Source organism: Flavobacterium algoriphilum (assembly GCF_048158655.1).
Lineage (GTDB): Bacteria > Bacteroidota > Bacteroidia > Flavobacteriales > Flavobacteriaceae > Flavobacterium > Flavobacterium algoriphilum.
In genome coordinates, this window is record NZ_JBLNKY010000001.1 from 927,057 (window position 1) to 945,924 (window position 18,868).

13 protein-coding genes and 1 tRNA gene are annotated in these 18,868 nt (G+C 33.9%); 12 read left to right on the forward strand and 2 right to left on the reverse strand.

Features of this window, described 5'->3' with window-relative positions; translation table 11 throughout:
* Nucleotides 1–116: 116 nt before the first annotated feature.
* Nucleotides 117–187: transfer RNA gene (locus tag ACM55G_RS04005), tRNA-Gln, on the forward strand.
* 127 nt (nucleotides 188–314) lie between these two features.
* Here ACM55G_RS04005 and ACM55G_RS04010 read toward each other — a convergent pair.
* Nucleotides 315–1,139: a universal stress protein gene (locus ACM55G_RS04010; RefSeq protein ID WP_416842615.1), complete on the reverse strand. Its 825-nt coding sequence runs from the start codon at nucleotides 1,137–1,139 to the stop codon at nucleotides 315–317.
* Between the two features lie 172 nt (nucleotides 1,140–1,311).
* On the opposite strand from ACM55G_RS04010, the gene rimP reads away from it, so the two are divergent.
* From rimP to infB, 3 genes are all read left to right on the forward strand, one after another.
* Nucleotides 1,312–1,776, forward strand: coding sequence for a ribosome assembly cofactor RimP (gene rimP / locus ACM55G_RS04015; RefSeq protein ID WP_416842779.1), 465 nt, complete (start codon nucleotides 1,312–1,314; stop codon nucleotides 1,774–1,776).
* 13 nt (nucleotides 1,777–1,789) lie between these two features.
* Complete coding sequence (nusA, locus tag ACM55G_RS04020) at nucleotides 1,790–3,043, forward strand: transcription termination factor NusA (RefSeq protein WP_416842616.1); 1,254 nt, start codon at nucleotides 1,790–1,792, stop codon at nucleotides 3,041–3,043.
* A 112-nt stretch (nucleotides 3,044–3,155) separates the two neighbouring features.
* Complete coding sequence (gene infB, locus ACM55G_RS04025; protein WP_416842617.1) at nucleotides 3,156–6,059, forward strand: translation initiation factor IF-2; 2,904 nt, start codon at nucleotides 3,156–3,158, stop codon at nucleotides 6,057–6,059.
* Between the two features lie 886 nt (nucleotides 6,060–6,945).
* Here infB and ACM55G_RS04030 read toward each other — a convergent pair.
* Nucleotides 6,946–7,335, reverse strand: coding sequence for an SPOR domain-containing protein (locus ACM55G_RS04030; protein WP_416842618.1), 390 nt, complete (start codon nucleotides 7,333–7,335; stop codon nucleotides 6,946–6,948).
* Between the two features lie 216 nt (nucleotides 7,336–7,551).
* Between ACM55G_RS04030 and ACM55G_RS04035 the strand changes: the two genes are divergently transcribed.
* From ACM55G_RS04035 to ACM55G_RS04070, 8 genes are read left to right on the forward strand one after another with little or no spacing between them, the layout of a single operon-like run.
* The gene (locus tag ACM55G_RS04035) at nucleotides 7,552–8,886 is read left to right on the forward strand and encodes a c-type cytochrome (protein ID WP_416842619.1); all 1,335 of its coding nucleotides are present in this window, start codon (nucleotides 7,552–7,554) and stop codon (nucleotides 8,884–8,886) included.
* A gap of 29 nt (nucleotides 8,887–8,915) precedes the next feature.
* Entirely contained in the window at nucleotides 8,916–11,972 is a 3,057-nt protein-coding gene (locus ACM55G_RS04040; protein WP_416842620.1) for a TAT-variant-translocated molybdopterin oxidoreductase, read from the forward strand.
* A 38-nt stretch (nucleotides 11,973–12,010) separates the two neighbouring features.
* On the forward strand, nucleotides 12,011–13,414 hold the full coding sequence (gene nrfD, locus ACM55G_RS04045; protein WP_416842621.1) for an NrfD/PsrC family molybdoenzyme membrane anchor subunit: 1,404 nt from the start codon (nucleotides 12,011–12,013) through the stop codon (nucleotides 13,412–13,414).
* Nucleotides 13,407–13,931 carry a DUF3341 domain-containing protein gene (locus ACM55G_RS04050; protein ID WP_416842622.1) on the forward strand — a complete coding sequence of 175 codons (525 nt, stop codon included), beginning with the start codon at nucleotides 13,407–13,409 and terminating at the stop codon, nucleotides 13,929–13,931. The genes nrfD and ACM55G_RS04050 overlap by 8 nt, the downstream gene beginning before the upstream one ends.
* Before the next feature lie 8 nt (nucleotides 13,932–13,939).
* Nucleotides 13,940–14,488 (forward strand): c-type cytochrome, encoded by a 549-nt coding sequence (locus tag ACM55G_RS04055; RefSeq protein WP_416842623.1) that lies wholly within the window; start codon nucleotides 13,940–13,942, stop codon nucleotides 14,486–14,488.
* A gap of 27 nt (nucleotides 14,489–14,515) precedes the next feature.
* Complete coding sequence (locus ACM55G_RS04060) at nucleotides 14,516–15,868, forward strand: quinol:cytochrome C oxidoreductase (protein WP_416842780.1); 1,353 nt, start codon at nucleotides 14,516–14,518, stop codon at nucleotides 15,866–15,868.
* A 19-nt stretch (nucleotides 15,869–15,887) separates the two neighbouring features.
* Nucleotides 15,888–17,042: a cytochrome c oxidase subunit II gene (locus ACM55G_RS04065; RefSeq protein ID WP_416842624.1), complete on the forward strand. Its 1,155-nt coding sequence runs from the start codon at nucleotides 15,888–15,890 to the stop codon at nucleotides 17,040–17,042.
* Nucleotides 17,043–17,071: 29 nt separating this feature from the next.
* Nucleotides 17,072–18,868 (forward strand): cytochrome c oxidase subunit I, encoded by a 1,797-nt coding sequence (locus ACM55G_RS04070; RefSeq protein WP_416842625.1) that lies wholly within the window; start codon nucleotides 17,072–17,074, stop codon nucleotides 18,866–18,868.

Consider the following 18,868-nt stretch of genomic DNA (forward strand, 5'->3'; position numbering starts at 1 on the left):
TTTACCTACTGTTAGTAACCTAATCGAAAATTATTTTCAATAAAAAGCGATAAAAAATTTGTGCAAATTAAAATTTGTTCTAAATTTGCACTCGCTAAGCAGTAGCAAAGCAATTCTGGTCTATGGTGTAATGGTAACACAACTGTTTTTGGTGCAGTCGTTCAAGGTTCGAGTCCTTGTAGACCAACGTAAAGCCTCTCAATTTTTTGAGAGGCTTTTTTTATTGAAAAATTTCCCGAAAGTCTTTTTTGGATTATATATAAATGCTTAGATGGTGAAGGGGTTTAATGAAGGTTGATTTTGGGAACTAAAAATTAAATTTTAAAAGTAATGACTGGTTTGACAACGTGGCTTACTATGTTCTCACTGATACTTCCGTTAAAAAAATGGGCTAATCCGGTTCTGCCATGTGTGCAGAGGCCGATTAAATCAGCATTAATTGTATTTGAGAAATTGAGTATTCCGTTTTCTACATTGGCATCATTAAAAATATGTAAGGAGTAGTTTTGAATATCAAAATTAGCAATAAATTCATGCATTAATTTTTCACCGGTTAAGGTAGTTTTGAAACTATTGGGTGTGCAAATCATTACTAAAAATAGATTTGCATCAAAGATTTTAGTAAATTCAATCATTTTTTTGAATGGTTTTTTTATTTCATTCGAAAAATCTGATGCGAAAACGAAGTTTTTACCTTCAAATTTGCCGACATCTTTTTTGATGACTAAAACTGGGATATCAGAAAGGCGTACTACTTTTTCAGTATTAGAGCCAATGAGTAATTCTTCAATTCCAGATGATCCATGTGAGCCCATGACGATTAAATCAATTTTATTTTTTTTGCTAAAAGCTAAAATTCCGTTGGAAGCTCTTTCAAAATGGACTGTTTCGGTGACTGAAATTCCATTTAAATAGGGGCGTTCTTTGATTTTTTGGAACGTTTCGTTAGCTTTTTTTATAAATAACATTACTTCTGGAATTCCACTTCCTCCAGAAATGGCATCGCTCATTTGGCTTGGTAACTCCAGCATATGAAGTAAAAGTATTTCGCAATTATTTTTTTTGGCAATTTGTGCGGCTACTTTTAATGCGTCTTCAGCATGTTCTGAAAAATCGGTTGGTACTAAAATTCGTTTCATAATTAAAAGTTTAAATTATGTAAAAACAGGTATTTTAATGCTCGATTAAAGATAAGAAATATTTTAACAGCAGTCGATTATTTTAATTAATAAAAAAAACACTATATTTGCACCGTTATTTATTAAAATCTAGATAATGAGGGGACTAAATGTCCCCTCTTTTTATAAAAATATGACATTTAAAGAAAAAGTACATACGTTAGTGACAGAATGCCTTTTAGAAAAGCCTTCAGTTTTTTTGATAGACTTTACTATCACTGATGCTTTTAAGGTGATTGTGCATTTGGATGGTGATAGCGGAGTAGCGCTTCAGGATTGCATCGATGTGAGTCGTTTTATAGATAGTAACTTGGATCGCGAGGAACAAGATTACTCTTTAGAAGTAGCATCTGTAGGGGTTGGGTCGCCATTAAAATTAGTGAGGCAATACAAAAAAAATGTAGGGCGCACATTGATTGTGAAGACTGGGACAGAAATAATTGAAGCAGAATTAGTGGAAGCTAATGATGATTTTGTAATTTTGTCGTGGAAAGCAAGGGAGCCTAAAAAGATAGGAAAAGGAAAAGAGACAGTTCAAAAGGAACTAAAACTGCCTTACGCAGGTATAAAAGAAGCAATTGTTACAGTAACATTTTAATTAAAGAATTCGCATGGAAAATTTAGCATTGATCGATTCATTCTCAGAGTTTAAAGATGATAAACTTATTGATCGTGTAACGCTTATGGCAATTTTGGAAGATGTATTTAGAAATGCATTAAAGAAAAAATACGGTTCAGATGATAATTTCGATATTATTATAAATCCTGACAAAGGAGATATGGAAATTTGGAGAAGAAGAGTAATCGTTGCTGACGAGGATTTGGATTTTGAAAATGAAGAAATTACTTTGACAGAAGCAAGAAAAATTGAAGCCGATTTTGAAATTGGTGAAGAAGTTTCTGAAGAAGTAAAATTAATTGATTTAGGAAGAAGAGCTATTTTGGCCTTGCGCCAAAACTTAATTTCTAAAATTCATGAGCATGATAATACAAATCTTTATAAACAATTTAAAGATTTAATTGGAGATATTTACACTGCCGAAGTACATCATGTGCGTCCTAGGGTTGTGATTTTAGTTGATGATGAAGGGAATGAAATAATTTTACCAAAAGAAAAACAAATACCTTCTGATTTTTTCCGCAAGGGAGATAATGTGAGAGGAATAATAGAAAGCGTTGAATTGAAAGGGAATAAGCCTCAAATTATTATGTCTAGAACTTCTGAGAAGTTTTTGGAAAAGTTATTTGAGCAAGAAATTCCGGAAGTATTTGACGGGTTAATTATGGTGAAAAAAGTAGTAAGAATTCCAGGTGAAAAGGCAAAAGTAGCCGTAGATTCTTATGATGATAGAATTGATCCAGTTGGAGCTTGTGTTGGTATGAAAGGTTCTCGTATTCATGGAATTGTTCGTGAATTAGGAAATGAAAATATTGACGTAATCAATTATACTAGTAACATTCAATTGTTTATTACCAGAGCATTAAGCCCTGCTAAAGTTTCTTCGATTAAAATTAATGAAGATACTAAAAGAGCAGAGGTTTTCTTGAAACTGGAAGAAGTTTCTAAGGCAATTGGTCGTGGTGGACACAATATTAAATTAGCGGGTTTGTTAACTGGTTATGAATTAGATGTTATCCGAGAAGGTGATGTTGCAGGTGCAACTGCTGATGAGGATGATGTTGAATTGACTGAGTTTTCAGATGAAATTGAAGACTGGGTTATTGAGGAATTTGCGAAAATTGGTTTAGATACTGCAAAAAGTATTTTAAAACAAGATGTAGAAGATTTAGTAAGAAGAACTGACCTAGAAGAGGAAACGATTCTAGATGTAATGAGAATATTGAAAGAAGAATTTGACAGTTAGTCAATGTGTCTTCAACGATAAACATGCCACTTTACAATTAATTCTTGCTCGGTAGGTATCGAGTTAGAAGTGAAGTGAGGAATAACAAAAAAGATAATAATAAAAAGGTTTTATGTCTGAAGAGAGAATTATTAGAATAAACAAAGTTTTAAGGGAATTGAATATTTCTTTAGAAAGAGCTGTGGATTATCTAAAAGATAAAGGGATTGCTATTGAAGCTAATCCAAACACAAAAATTTCTGATGATGTATACAATGTCTTGTGCGGTCAGTTTGCTGGTGACAAAGGGAATAAAGAGGCTTCAAAAGAAGTAGGGGAAGAGAAAAGAAAAGAAAAAGAAGCTTTACGTGTGGAGAGAGAAAAAGAAATCGAAGACAAGCGTAAGCAAGATGAAGAACGACTAAAACAACAAGAAGTTATAAAAGCGAGAGCTGTTGTGACGGGTCCGGTTCAGGTTGGGAAAATTGATCTCAATCCTAAAAGACCAACAGTTGTACCTGTTCCTGCTAAGGTTGTTGAAAAAATCGAGGCTCCTGTAGTTAAAGCTCCAGCTCCGGTTGAAAAACCTGCTGTTGTTGAAGCTGTTCAAAAAGAGCCAGTTCAAAAAGAGCCAGTTCAAAAAGAACTTTCACAGGATAAATCTGTTTCAGATAAAAAAGAAGTTAAACCTGTTATTGGAATAAAAGAAGTTAAGAAAGAACCCCTAAAACAGGTTGTTGCTGAACCAATAAAAGTTGTTGCAATTGAAGAAGCACCTGTTGATGAGACTATAACGACTCAATATCAAAAATTATCAGGGACAACTTTGACAGGTCAAATAATTGATTTATCTCAATTTAATAAACCTAAGAAGAAAAAGGAAGAGCCTAAAATTACTCCAAACAAACCGGGTACGCCTGGAGCTGTAGGAGCTAATAATGCCAATAAAAATAAACGCAAGAGAATTGCTCCAAAGCCGGGTGCTCCTAGACCACCTGCAGTTCCCGGAGCTCCAAATCCAAATAAAATTACCCCAAATACTGGCGGTGGTGGTGGATTCAATGCAAATAGAAGTGCCAGGCCTGGTTTTGTAAAAGGAAACAGACCTGCAATTGTTGCAAAAGTGGAGCCTACGGAAGAGGAAGTTAAAAATCAAATTAGAGAGACTTTAGAAAAACTACAAGGAAAAGGTGGTAAATCTAAAGCTGCAAAATATAGAAGAGATAAAAGAGATACACACCGTCAGAAATCTGATGATGAGCAAAGAGCTATTGATGAAGGAAGTAAAACTATTAAAGTTACTGAATTTGTTACTGTAGGTGAAATTGCCATTATGATGGATGTGCCAATTACTAAAGTTATTGGTACTTGTATGTCACTTGGAATCATGGTTACCATGAATCAACGTCTTGATGCAGAAACATTGACAATTGTAGCCGATGAGTTTGGTTATGAAGTTGAATTTATTACTGTTGATATCGAAGAAGCGATTCAAGTAGTTGCTGATAAAGAAGAAGATTTAGTTTTCAGAGCACCTATCGTTACTGTAATGGGTCACGTCGATCACGGTAAAACATCGTTACTGGATTATATTCGTAAAGAAAATGTCATTGCTGGGGAGTCAGGTGGAATTACACAACATATCGGTGCCTACGGAGTAACATTAGATAATGGTCAAAAAATCGCATTTTTAGATACGCCAGGACACGAAGCTTTTACGGCGATGCGTGCTCGTGGAGCTCAGGTTACGGATATCGCTATTATTGTAATCGCAGCTGATGATGACATTATGCCGCAAACAAAAGAAGCAATAAGCCATGCTCAAGCAGCAGGTGTGCCAATTATTTTTGCTATCAATAAGGTGGATAAACCAAATGCTAATCCTGAAAAAATTAAAGAAAAATTAGCAGGTATGAATTTACTTGTTGAAGATTGGGGTGGAAAAATCCAATCTCATGATATTTCTGCCAAAACAGGATTGGGAGTTAAAGATTTATTAGAAAAGGTGTTATTAGAAGCTGAATTATTGGATTTAAAATCTAATCCAAATAAAGCAGCTCAAGGAACCGTTGTTGAAGCTTTCTTAGATAAAGGAAAAGGTTATGTTTCTACTATATTAGTACAACACGGAACACTTAAAATAGGTGATTATATGTTAGCTGGGAAGCATCATGGTAAGATTAAAGCCATGCATGATGAACGTGGAAATATAGTTACTGTTGCAGGTCCTTCGACCCCGGTTTCAGTTCTTGGGTTAGATGGTGCGGCAACTGCTGGTGATAAGTTTAACATTTTTGAAGATGAAAAAGAAGCAAAACAAATAGCATCTAAACGTTCTCAGTTAATGCGTGAACAATCAGTACGTACACAAAGACACATTACATTAGATGAAATTGGTCGTAGAATTGCATTGGGTCAATTTAAAGAATTGAACATTATCCTTAAAGGAGATGTTGATGGTTCTGTTGAAGCCTTGTCAGATTCGTTCTCTAAATTATCTACTGAAGAAATTCAAATTAATATCATACACAAAGGTGTTGGAGCAATTACAGAAACTGACGTTATGTTGGCTTCAGCTTCTGATGCAATCATTATCGGATTTAATGTTCGTCCTGCTGGAAATGCAAGACAATTGGCAGACAAAGAAGAAATTGATATCCGTTACTATTCTATTATCTACGCCGCTATCGATGACTTGAAAGATGCGATGGAAGGAATGCTTGCTCCGGAAATGAAAGAAGAAATTTTGGGTACTGCTGAAATTAGAGAGATATTCAAAATTTCTAAAGTTGGTTCTATTGCTGGAAGTATGGTTATGGACGGTAAAATTGTTAAAAACGCCAAAATGAGAATCATCAGAGATGGTGTTGTTGTCTTTACTGGAGAGTTATTAGCTTTGAAACGATTTAAAGATGATGTAAGAGACGTTGCTAAAGGATACGATTGTGGTATTCAAGTGAAAGGATACAATGATATCGAAGAAAGGGATGTTATTGAATCGTACCATGAAGTAGCTATCAAAAAGAAATTGAAATAGTATTTAATATATTAGCTTTTGATATAAAATCCCGACTCGTCGGGATTTTTTTTGTTTTATGTATTTATGATTCTTTGTTCGGGAGTAATGAGAGTTGTTTGATTTCAATTTGGGCGTGCCTCCCCATTTGGAAAAAATGGCTAGTAAGATTTATAAAGCATAAAAACGCAAAAATCAGGTAGCGCTACAAGTTATGGCAAGATGAGTTTTATCCGATAATATTAGACACTTTAGAAAAAATACAACATTGAGTAAATCTTTATGTAGATCTATTTATAGAAGCCGCGTTGCAAACGCTTTGTTTTATTGTAATAAAGTAAGTAGTATTTGAAAATGATCGCCAGAGAGAAACCAACTTTCAAGAGGACTGTGTGAATCGAGATTACATTAAAGATAAATTAAACAGAACAAATTTGTAAGAATTCAAAAATTGTTTTAATTATAAGTTTTGTTATTTGCCCTTATCTCTTATGCTCTTATTTTTGGAGTGCCTATTTTTTAGGAATAATCATTTAGTTAATTTCTAATGAGAAAAAAATAAAAAGATTTATTGGATTCCGATATGTGGCTTTTGTTAATAATTTACACGCAATTCTAATTCTTTAGATGTAAGAAGTCAATGAAAAAAAAATATTTTATAGTATTTAAAGCCATCGGTACGAGTGTCATTTTTTATATAAAAATGTTCCTTTTAAAAAAAAAATCAATGCAGGGTGTAATTGTCTAGTCAGAATTGGGTAGTAATATAAACTAAAGGCGTTTTGTAAATCTTGCCCACAACAATGAGAATTTACAATATGATAAAATAGAAAAACCATAATGAGAAGCTTTCTTATTTGAAAAAGTAATTATTGCCATAAATTATAAATTTAAATAGCGTTAACTTTTATTTATTTGGTTTTATCAAGAGTACATTTTTGTATTTTTTTCTAATGTCAATTAGATTTCGTTCGGCTTCAAAGCGAGTTTTAAAATTTCCTACCCAAACTTTATAATTTGGTGTATTGAATACAATTGTGCCGTCTAAGGTACTGAAATCTTGTTTAAATTCATTTAATATGTTTTTTGCTTTTTCACTGTCGCCACTAAAAATTTGAATTTTATACCAATCGTTTGCAGCGTTTAAAATGTTTGTTTTTCTTTTCTCATTTAACAATTGTTCGAATTTAGGGTCTTGGATTACCGTGATATTTCGATCTTGAGCGTTAATATAATTTGAGGTAAGGGATAATGTGATGGCGTAAAAAAAGGCTTTTGGGGGTGTTAAAATTCTCATAATGTGATAGTTTTTGTGCAAAAGTACTATTTATAGAATGAAACGAAATAATAAATATTATTTAGAATTAATATAAATTGAATTTAAGACTATTTTATGGTTTTGAGAATAGTTCTTAAGTCGTATTTTTGTCCAAGTTTTAAAAAATGTACTGTTTTTTTCTAAAAACATTAATAGAAAAAACCGTACCAATTTTAGTAGATAATCATTTATAATATGAAAAAGGTGGGTAACCATAATTCGATCTCAAGGAAATTATATCTTGGCTTAGGGCTAATGTTGATTTTCTCCCTAAATTCATTTGCGCAAACTGCAGTTCCTGCAGTCGCTCCTGCTGCAACGCCTGTTATGGTTGTTGCGACCCAAGGTGGTGATGCTGCAAAAGGAAAAGAGCTTTTTAATGCGAATTGCGCTGCATGTCATAAGCTAGATGCGAAAGCAACTGGTCCTATGCTAAGGGGTATTTCTGCAAAACATGACATGGCTTGGATTTACAAGTGGGTTCATAACAGTTCTGACATGATTAAATCAGGTGATGCAGTTGCTGTAAAAGTTTATGAAGAAAACAATAAATCAGTAATGACGGCCTTTCCTCAATTGTCGGAAGCCGATATTGATAATATTATAGCTTATACTTCAGAGCCAAAGGCGGAAGCTCCGGTTGTTGTGGGTACTGCTTCGGTACCGGGTTCTAGTGGTAATGATAGTAGTGTTTCTAATAATGTTATACTTGGCGCTCTAGCTTTAGTTATGGTTATGTTGGTTGTAATGTTGTTTTTGGTAAACAATGTTCTGACTAAGGTAGCTAAAGCTAATGGAATTGAAGTAGCTCCAAAAACACCAACCACTCCAATTTGGAAAGCCTTTGCTAGAAATCAATTTTTAGTATTAGTCACGTCTATATTTTTATTGTTGTCTGGTGCTTATTTTGTGTATGGTTTCTTAATGCAAATAGGTGTGGATCAAAATTACGAACCAATTCAGCCAATTCATTATTCTCATAGAATACATGCAGGTAGTAATGGAATTAGTTGTAAATATTGTCACTCATCGGCTAGAGTAAGCAAGAATGCTGGGATACCATCTTTGAATGTGTGTATGAATTGCCATAAAAACATTTCTGAAGTCTCTGATACTACTGCGACTCCAGATCACTCTAAGGCATTCTATGACGGAGAAATCCAAAAATTATATACTGCTGTTGGTTGGGATCAAGCAACTCAAAAATATACTGGAAAAACTCAGCCGGTTAAATGGGTTCGCATACACAATCTTCCTGATTTTGTTTACTTTAATCACTCACAGCACGTTACGGTAGCTGGTATTGAATGTCAAACTTGTCACGGTCCTGTTCAGACTTATGAGATTCAAAAACAATTTGCTCCGTTGACTATGGGTTGGTGTATTAATTGCCATAGAAAAACCGAAGTAAAAATGGAAGGCAATGATTATTACACAAAAATTCATGAAGAGCTTTCTAAGAAATACGGTGTAGACAAATTGACTGCAGCGCAAATGGGCGGTTTAGAATGTGGTAAATGCCATTATTAATCAAATTATTAAGATTTTAATATTTATATATGTCATCAAACAAAAAATACTGGAAAAGTGTTGAAGAGCTAGACGAAAATAGTTCTATTGTTGAGGCGCTTAGAAATAACGAATTTGTTGAAGAAATTCCTACTGATGAATTTTTAGGAAATAGTGATGCTTTGTCATCTTCGTCAACAACACGTCGCGATTTTTTAAAGTACGTTGGGTTTAGTACAGCGGCTGCTACGCTTGCAGCTTGCGAAGGTCCTGTGAATAAATCGATACCTTATGTGCTTCAGCCAGAACAAATCATTCCTGGAGTAGCAGATTATTATGCGACCTCAGTTTTTGATGGTTTCGATTTTGCGAATCTTTTGGTAAAAACACGTGAAGGGCGTCCTATTAAAATAGATAATAATACTATTGCTGGGGCAAAATTTTCTGCTAATGCTAGAATTCATGCGTCTATATTGTCATTATATGACAGTATGCGTTTGAAAGAACCAAAAATTGATGGTAAAAATTCAACATGGTCTGCTGTTGATGCTAAAATTAAGTCAAGTTTAGTTGATGCAAATGCAAAAGGCGGTCAAATTGTTCTTTTAACAAATACATTGGCAAGTCCATCAACTGAAAAATTAATTGCTGAATTTATTGGTAAAAATCCAAATGCTAAACATGTAGTTTATGACGCTGTGTCTTCATCGGAAGCTTTAGATGCTTTTGAAGCTGTTTATGGTGAAAGAGCTTTAGTTGATTACGATTTCTCAAAAGCTTCTCTTATAGTGTCTGTAGGTGCAGATTTTCTTGGTGATTGGCAAGGTGGAAGTTATGATTCAGGTTATGCTCAAGGCAGAATTCCGAAGAACGGAAAAATGTCTCGTCATTTTCAACTAGAATCTAATATGACTTTATCTGGTGCTGCTGCTGATAGACGTTTGGCGATGTCTACTGCAAATCAAAAGCAAGCGTTAGTTCACATATATAATGTAATAACTGGTTCTTCTGTAGCAGTTAGTTTAGATGATAAATTTAAATCTGAAGTTAATAAAGCTGCTCAGCAATTAAAAGCTGCTGGTTCAAAAGGAGTTTTAGTTTCAGGTATTCAAGATAAAAATGCTCAATTATTAGTTTTGGCTATCAATCAAGTATTGGCAAGCGAAGCTTTTAATACTTCAGGAACAAGACAAATAAGAAAAGGATCAAACGAAAAAGTTACTCAATTAGTTAAAGAAATGAAAGCGGGAAGTATTCATACTTTGATTATGAGTGGTGTTAATCCTGTTTACACTTTAGCGGATAGTAAATCATTTGTTGAAGGTTTGAAGAAAGTTAAAACTTCAGTTGCGTTTTCTTTAAAAGAAGATGAGACTGCTTTGCTTACTACAATCGCTGCTCCGGCTCCACATTATTTAGAGTCATGGGGAGATTTAAGTTTGACAAAAGGTACCTATAGCGTTACCCAGCCAACTATTCGTCCATTATTTGATACGAAGCAATTTCAAGACGTTTTATTGTCTTTGAATGGTGTTGGTGGAACTTTTTACGATTATTTAAAAGGGAATGCTTCAGGAATTGTTTCAGGTTCTACTTGGAATAAAGTGTTGCATGATGGTGTTTTTGTTGGAGCTATTCCAGCTTCTTCTGCATCTTCGGCTGATTATAGTGCTGCTGCAAATGCTTTGGCTCAATCAAAAGCTTCAGAAGGATTTGAATTGGTTTTATATACAAAAACTGGATTGGGAGATGGTCAACAAGCGAACAACCCTTGGTTGCAAGAATTGCCAGATCCAATGACAAGAGTTTCTTGGGATAATTATCTTACTGTTTCGAATGCTGATGCTAAGAAATATGGCTTATCTAATGAAATTGTAGCTAATGGTGGTTTGAATGGTAGTTATGCTACAATCACAACAACTGATGGTTTGAAATTACAAAATGTACCAGTAATAGTTCAGCCAGGTCAAGCTGTTGGAACTATTGGTTTAGCTTTAGGTTATGGTCGTAAAGCGGCTTTGAAAGAAGAAATGCAGGTAGGTTTAAATGCTTACCCATTATATAAAGGTTTTAATAATGTTCAATCGGTAACATTGGTTAAAGCTGACGGAGAACACGAATTTGCTTGTGTTCAAGGTCAAAAAACCTTGATGGGAAGAGGGGATATTATTAAAGAAACCTCTTTGGAAATTTTCAATACTAAAGGTGCTGAGTTCTGGAATGAAGAACCGATGGTGTCTTTGGATCACAAAGAAGTTGAAGCTACAAAAGTAGATTTATGGGATTCATTTGATCGTTCTACTGGACATCACTTCAATCTTTCTATCGATTTGAATGCTTGTACTGGTTGTGGTGCTTGTGTTATTGCTTGTCATGCTGAAAACAACGTTCCAGTTGTTGGTAAAGCGGAGATTAGAAGAAGTAGAGATATGCACTGGTTGCGTATTGACAGATATTATTCTTCTGAAAGTACATTTGCAGGCGATAATGAAAGAAAAGAAAATATTGCTGGTTTGTCAAGTTCATTGTCTACATTTAATGAAATGGAAAAAGCAGGAGATAATCCTCAAGTTTCTTTCCAACCGGTAATGTGTCAACACTGTAATCATGCGCCTTGTGAAACTGTTTGTCCAGTTGCCGCAACATCTCATGGTCGTCAGGGTCAAAATCAAATGGCTTATAACAGATGTGTTGGTACTCGTTACTGTGCAAACAACTGTCCTTATAAAGTGCGTCGTTTTAACTGGTTCTTGTATAACAAAAACAGTGAATTCGATTATCATATGAATGACGATTTAGGACGTATGGTATTAAACCCAGACGTAAATGTTCGTTCTCGTGGAGTTATGGAAAAATGTTCTATGTGTATTCAAATGACACAAGCTACAATTTTAAATGCAAAAAGAGAGGGAAGAGTAATCGTTGATGGAGAATTTCAAACGGCTTGTTCTAATGCTTGTTCTACTGGAGCAATGATTTTTGGAGATGTAAATGATAAAGAATCTAAAGTTACTAAATTGGCTGAAGACGAAAGAATGTATCATTTGTTAGAGCATGTTGGAACAAAACCAAATGTGATTTATCATGTTAAAGTTAGAAATACCTAGTACAAAAAATAATTAATTAAGAATCAATATAAAGGATTATGTCGTCTCACTACGAAGCAACCATTAGAAAACCCTTAGTTATAGGTGATAAATCTTATCACGATGTAACTGTAGATGTAGCTGCACCTGTAGAAGGTAAAGCAAATAAACATTGGTGGATTGTGTTTTCAATTGCATTAACCGCATTTCTTTGGGGAATGTGTTGTATCATTTACACTGTATCTACAGGTATTGGAACATGGGGATTAAATAAAACTGTAGGTTGGGCTTGGGATATCACTAACTTCGTTTGGTGGGTAGGTATCGGTCACGCAGGAACATTAATTTCAGCCGTATTATTGCTTTTCCGTCAAAGATGGAGAATGGCAATTAACCGTTCTGCGGAGGCAATGACCATTTTTTCTGTAATTCAGGCAGGTTTATTTCCAATCATACACATGGGGCGTCCATGGTTAGCGTATTGGGTTTTACCAATTCCGAATCAATTTGGTTCCTTGTGGGTAAATTTCAACTCTCCTTTGCTTTGGGATGTTTTTGCAATATCTACGTATCTTTCTGTTTCATTAGTTTTCTGGTGGACTGGTTTATTACCTGATTTTGCGATGTTGCGTGATAGAGCAATAACACCTTTTAACAAACGTGTTTATTCTATATTGAGTTTTGGATGGAGTGGTAGAGCAAAAGACTGGCAACGTTTCGAAGAAGTTTCTTTGGTTCTTGCAGGTTTGGCAACTCCTTTAGTACTTTCTGTACATACCATTGTATCAATGGATTTTGCTACCTCGGTAATTCCAGGTTGGCATACTACAATTTTTCCTCCTTACTTTGTTGCTGGAGCTGTTTTCTCAGGATTTGCCATGGTAAATACCTTGCTTATTATCATGAGAAAAGTTTCTAACCTTGAAGCTTACATTACTATTCAACACATAGAATTAATGAACATCGTAATCATGATTACGGGTTCTATTGTTGGTGTTGCCTATATCACGGAGCTTTTTATAGCTTGGTATTCAGGTGTAGAATATGAGCAATATGCGTTCTTAAACAGAGCAACTGGGCCTTACTGGTGGGCATATTGGTCAATGATGACTTGTAATGTTTTCTCTCCGCAATTCATGTGGTTTAAAAAATTAAGAACAAGCATTATGTTTTCTTTTATTATTTCAATTGTAGTAAACATTGGAATGTGGTTCGAAAGATTTGTAATCATTGTAACTTCGTTGCACAGAGATTATTTACCGTCTTCTTGGACAATGTTCTCCCCTACTTTTGTTGATATTGGAATTTTTATTGGAACTATAGGTTTCTTCTTCGTGTTGTTTTTGTTATATTCTAGAACATTCCCTGTTATAGCACAAGCGGAAGTAAAAACAATATTAAAAGGAACTGGAGATAATTACAAAAGAGCAAGAGAAGCAAATAAAGATTTACATCATGAGTAATAAAGTAATATACGCCATTTATAATGACGATGATATTTTGATGGATGCGGTTAAAAAAACCAGAGCAGCTCATTATCATATTGAAGAAGTTTTTTCTCCATTTCCTGTTCACGGTTTGGATAAAGCGATGGGGCTGGCTCCAACAAGATTAGCAATTTGTGCTTTCATTTACGGTTTAATTGGTTTGTCTTTCGGAACATGGATGATGAATTACATTATGATTCAGGATTGGCCTCAGGATATTGGTGGTAAACCAAGTTTTAGTTATATTCAAAACATGCCTTCTTTTGTTCCAATTATGTTTGAAGAAACAGTTTTCTTTGCGGCTCACTTAATGGTTATTACCTTTTATATGAGAAGTAAATTATGGCCTTTCAAACAAGCGGAGAATCCAGATGTGAGAACAACAGATGACCACTTTTTGATGGAAGTTGCTGTAAATGATAATGAAAGTGAATTAATTTCCTTTTTTGAAAGTACAGGAGCAGTAGAAGTTAAAGTAATTGTAAAGAATTAATTGTTGATATGAAAAGTCTATATAAAATAACATTTGTAATTTGTATTACTATTTTAGTTTCGTCTTGCCATAATAATTCGAAACCTAATTATCAATACATGCCTAATATGTATGAGCCTGTAAGTTATGAAACTTACGAAGAGTCAAGTGCATTCAAAAACGGTAAAGAAGGTCAACTTCCTCCTGTAGGAACGGTAAATAGAGGGTTTGAGCCTTATGAATATGAAAATTCAACTGCAGGTTATGATTTATCTAAATTAAATTTAAAATCACCACTCGATTCTATATCGGTTAAAGATGAAGAGAAATCTAAAGAATTATTTGAAATTTATTGTGGTATTTGCCACGGTAATGCAGGGGATGGTAAAGGTAAATTAGTTACACAAGGAAAATTCCTTGGTGTACCAAGTTATAAGGATAGGGTGATAACCGAAGGTAGTGTTTTTCATGTTCAAACTTACGGTTTAAATTCAATGGGTTCTTATGCTAACCAGTTGGATCAACACGAACGTTGGTTAGTGGCATCTTATGTTTTAAAACTGAAAGCTAAATTATAATTGTTGAACAAACTGATGGTAATAGATATGTATACATTTTCAAGTAAATTAAAAACATTTTCTTTTGTCTTAATGGCTGTTGGCCTTTTAGGAATAGGATATGGTTTTTTAACTGCACCAAAAGATATTCAAGAAGTTGAAAAACTACTTGCTGGTGAAACTCATGAAGGTCATGGTGAAGCAAAGCATGAAGTTGCAACTGCAACTACTGAAGCTCATGATGAAGTTAGTAAGACTAACGAAGTTAAAGAAGAGGCGGAACATAAAGAGCATTTAACCCATGTTTTAAAGCAATTGCAAAATAAGCCTTGGGCTTCATTATATGTTGCTTGTATTTTCTTTATGCTTATTGCTATGGGAACTTTAGCTTTTTATGCAATACAACAAGTTGCTCAAGCAGGTTGGTCTCCAGTTTTGTTTAGAGTTATGCAAGGTATAACGGCATATTTGCCTGTTGGTTCAGTTATATTTTTTGTATTTCTTATCATTTGTGGATTACACATTTTTCCTTCAAATAGTTTATTTATTTGGTTAGATCCTGAAGTCGTAGCTCATGATAAAATAATTGCTAATAAATCTGGATATCTTAATTTTCCTTTTTGGATCGTAAGAGCTGCGATTTTCCTAGCAGGTTGGAATTTATACCGTTATTTTTCTGCTAAAAATTGTTTAGAACAAGACGAAGCATCTGATAATCTTTCTTACAAAAAGAATTTTAATATCTCAGCAGGCTTTTTAGTTTTCTTTATCGTAACTGAATCTATTATGTCATGGGATTGGATTATGTCTATCGATCCACACTGGTCTAGTACTTTATTTGGATGGTATGTTTTTGCTAGTTTCTTTGTAAGTGGAATTACGATGATTACCATGGTAACGTTATACTTGAAATCTAGAGGATACTTAGAGCATGTGAATACAAGTCATATTCATGATTTAGCTAAATTTATGTTTGGTATTAGTGTATTCTGGACTTACTTATGGTTTTCACAATTCATGTTGATTTGGTATGCTAATATTCCTGAAGAGATAACTTATTTTGTAACAAGAATACAATTATACAATCTTCCATTTTTTGGTGCGGTAGTTATGAACTTCCTATTTCCAATATTGATTTTAGTTAACACTGACTTCAAAAGAATAACTTGGATTTTAGTTATGGCAGGTATAGTAATCTTATTAGGACATTACATTGATTTCTTTAATATGATTATGCCAGGAACGGTAGGGGATAGATGGTTTATTGGTGTTTCTGAAATCGCATCTGTTCTTTTCTTCCTTGGATTATTTATTTATGTTGTTTTTACAGCATTAACTAAAACTCCGCTGTTACCAAAAAGAAATCCATATATAGAAGAAAGTAAACATTTCCATTATTAATATTTAAAGAAAAAAACAGATGACAAGTTTGTTGGTAATTATAGTTTTAGTTTTATTAGCTGTTGCTTTATGGCAATTGACTAAAATATTCGACCTAACTCAAGTAGGATCAAATCCAGATAGTTCTCAAGTAGCTACGGATAATGATAATAATGTACAGGGTTATTTAATGTTCGGTTTTTTAGCTTTTATTTACATTTTCACAATCTATGGATTGTTTAAATGGGGGCCTCTTGTACTTCATACGCCAGCTTCTGAGCATGGTGGTCTTGTAGACAGTCTTATGAATATTACTTGGGTTTTGATCTTTATTGTTCAGGCAATCACTCAAGTTTTGTTGCATTATTTTGCCTTTAAATACAGAGGTAAAAAAGATCAAAAAGCTTTATACTTTGCTGATAATAATAAATTAGAAGCTATTTGGAGTGTTATTCCGGCAGTAGTTCTTGCAGGTCTAATTCTTTATGGTCTTTATGCTTGGACTAATATCATGTTTATTGATGATGAGGATGATACTGTTGTAATTGAATTATATGCACAACAATTTAAATGGACTGCACGATATGCAGGAAATGATAATGTTTTGGGTAAAGCTAACGTTAGGTATATTGAGGGTGTTAATACTCTTGGTGTAGACTTAGGAGATCCTTATTCTCAAGATGATATTGTTGTTTCAGAATTGCATATACCTAAAGGAAAAAAGATACATTTTAAAATGCGTTCTCAAGATGTTTTGCACTCAGCTTATATGCCTTATTTTAGAGCTCAAATGAATTGTGTTCCGGGGATGGTTACTGAATTCGCTTTTACTCCAATATACACTACTGCGGAATATAGAGATTTACCTTTTATGATTGAAAAGGTAGCTAATATAAATAATATTAGATCTAAGAAAAGTATTGAGTTAGTAGCTAATGGAGAAACAGGTTTGGATCCCTATGCTTTTGATTATTTGTTATTATGTAACAAAATTTGTGGGGCTTCACATTATAACATGCAAATGAAAATTATAGTTGATACTCCTGAAGAGTATAAAAAATGGTTAAGCGATAAAACAACTTTAGTACAAGAAGTAAAAGTTTCAAAAATTCCTGCTCCAGTAGAAGGAGAGACTGGAAAAGATTCCACTGGTACGAAAGACACCGCAGCTATTGTTAAAATAGCTATGAAATAATTATTAAGAAAAATTTAAAGTATACACATATGTCAGCAGAAGGTCACGATCACGGACACGATCACGAACACGAACATCACCATAAAGACACTTTTATTACTAAATATATTTTTAGTATCGATCACAAAATGATTGCCAAACAATACTTGATAACAGGTATTATTATGGGAATAATTGGTGTGGGTATGTCTATGCTTTTTAGAATGCAATTGGCTTGGCCAGAGCAATCTTTCAAAATATTTAATATATTACTTGGTGATAAATTTGCTCCAAATGGAGTTATGGCTAATGATATTTATTTAGCTTTGGTTACTATTCACGGAACGATAATGGTTTTCTTTGTTCTTACCGCAGGATTAAGCGGTACTTTTAGTAACTTATTAATACCGCTGCAAATTGGTGCTCGAGATATGGCATCAGGTTTTATGAATATGATTTCATATTGGTTATTCTTTTTATCAAGTGTAATCATGATAAGTTCATTATTTGTAGAAGCTGGTCCCGCTTCAGCTGGTTGGACTATTTATCCACCTTTAAGTGCTCTTCCACAGGCAATTCCTGGATCTGGAATGGGTATGACACTTTGGTTGATCTCTATGGCTATATTTATTGCTTCTTCTTTGATGGGATCTTTAAATTATGTTGTTACTGTAATCAATCTTAGAACTAAAGGGATGTCAATGACTAGATTGCCACTTACTATTTGGGCATTCTTTGTAACTGCAATTATTGGTATAGTTTCTTTTCCAGTTTTATTGTCAGCTGCTTTATTGTTGATTTTTGACAGAAGTTTTGGAACATCATTTTTCTTATCTGATATTTATATTGCAGGTGAAGTTTTACATTATCAAGGTGGTTCTCCAGTTTTGTTTGAGCACTTATTTTGGTTCTTAGGACATCCTGAAGTTTATATTGTATTATTACCAGCTTTAGGTATCACATCTGAAGTTATTGCGACTAACTCTCGTAAACCAATTTTTGGTTATAGAGCGATGATTATGTCAATTTTGGCAATCGCTTTCTTATCAACAATTGTTTGGGGTCATCACATGTTTATCTCGGGTATGAATCCATTCTTAGGGTCTGTATTTACATTTACAACTTTGTTGATTGCGATTCCTTCTGCTGTAAAAGCATTTAATTATATTACAACACTTTGGAAAGGAAATTTACAGTTGAATCCGGCTATGTTGTTTTCAATTGGTTTAGTTTCTACTTTTATAACAGGTGGTTTAACAGGTATTATCCTTGGAGATAGCACATTAGATATTAATGTTCACGATACATATTTTGTAGTTGCTCACTTCCACTTAGTGATGGGTATCTCTGCTCTTTATGGTATGTTTGCTGGTATTTATCACTGGTTTCCAAGAATGTTTGGAAGAATGCTTAATAAGAATTTAGGTTATGTTCACTTTTGGGTAACTGCAATATGTGCTTATGGTGTGTTTTTTCCAATGCACTTTATTGGATTAGCTGGTTTGCCAAGACGTTATTACACGAACACAAACTTTCCATTATTTGATGATCTACAGAATGTAAATGTTCTTATAACTACTTTTGCATTGATTGGAGGAGTATTTCAATTGGTTTTCTTGTATAACTTTTTCAGTAGTATTTTCTACGGTAAAAGAGCAGTTCAAAATCCTTGGAAATCAAATACACTTGAATGGACGGCACCAGTAGAGCATATCCATGGTAACTGGCCAGGTGAAATTCCTGAAGTTCACCGTTGGCCATATGATTACAGTAATCCAGCACATGATGTTGATTTTGTACCTCAAAATGTTCCTATGAAAGAAGGTGAAGAAGTTTTACATCACTAA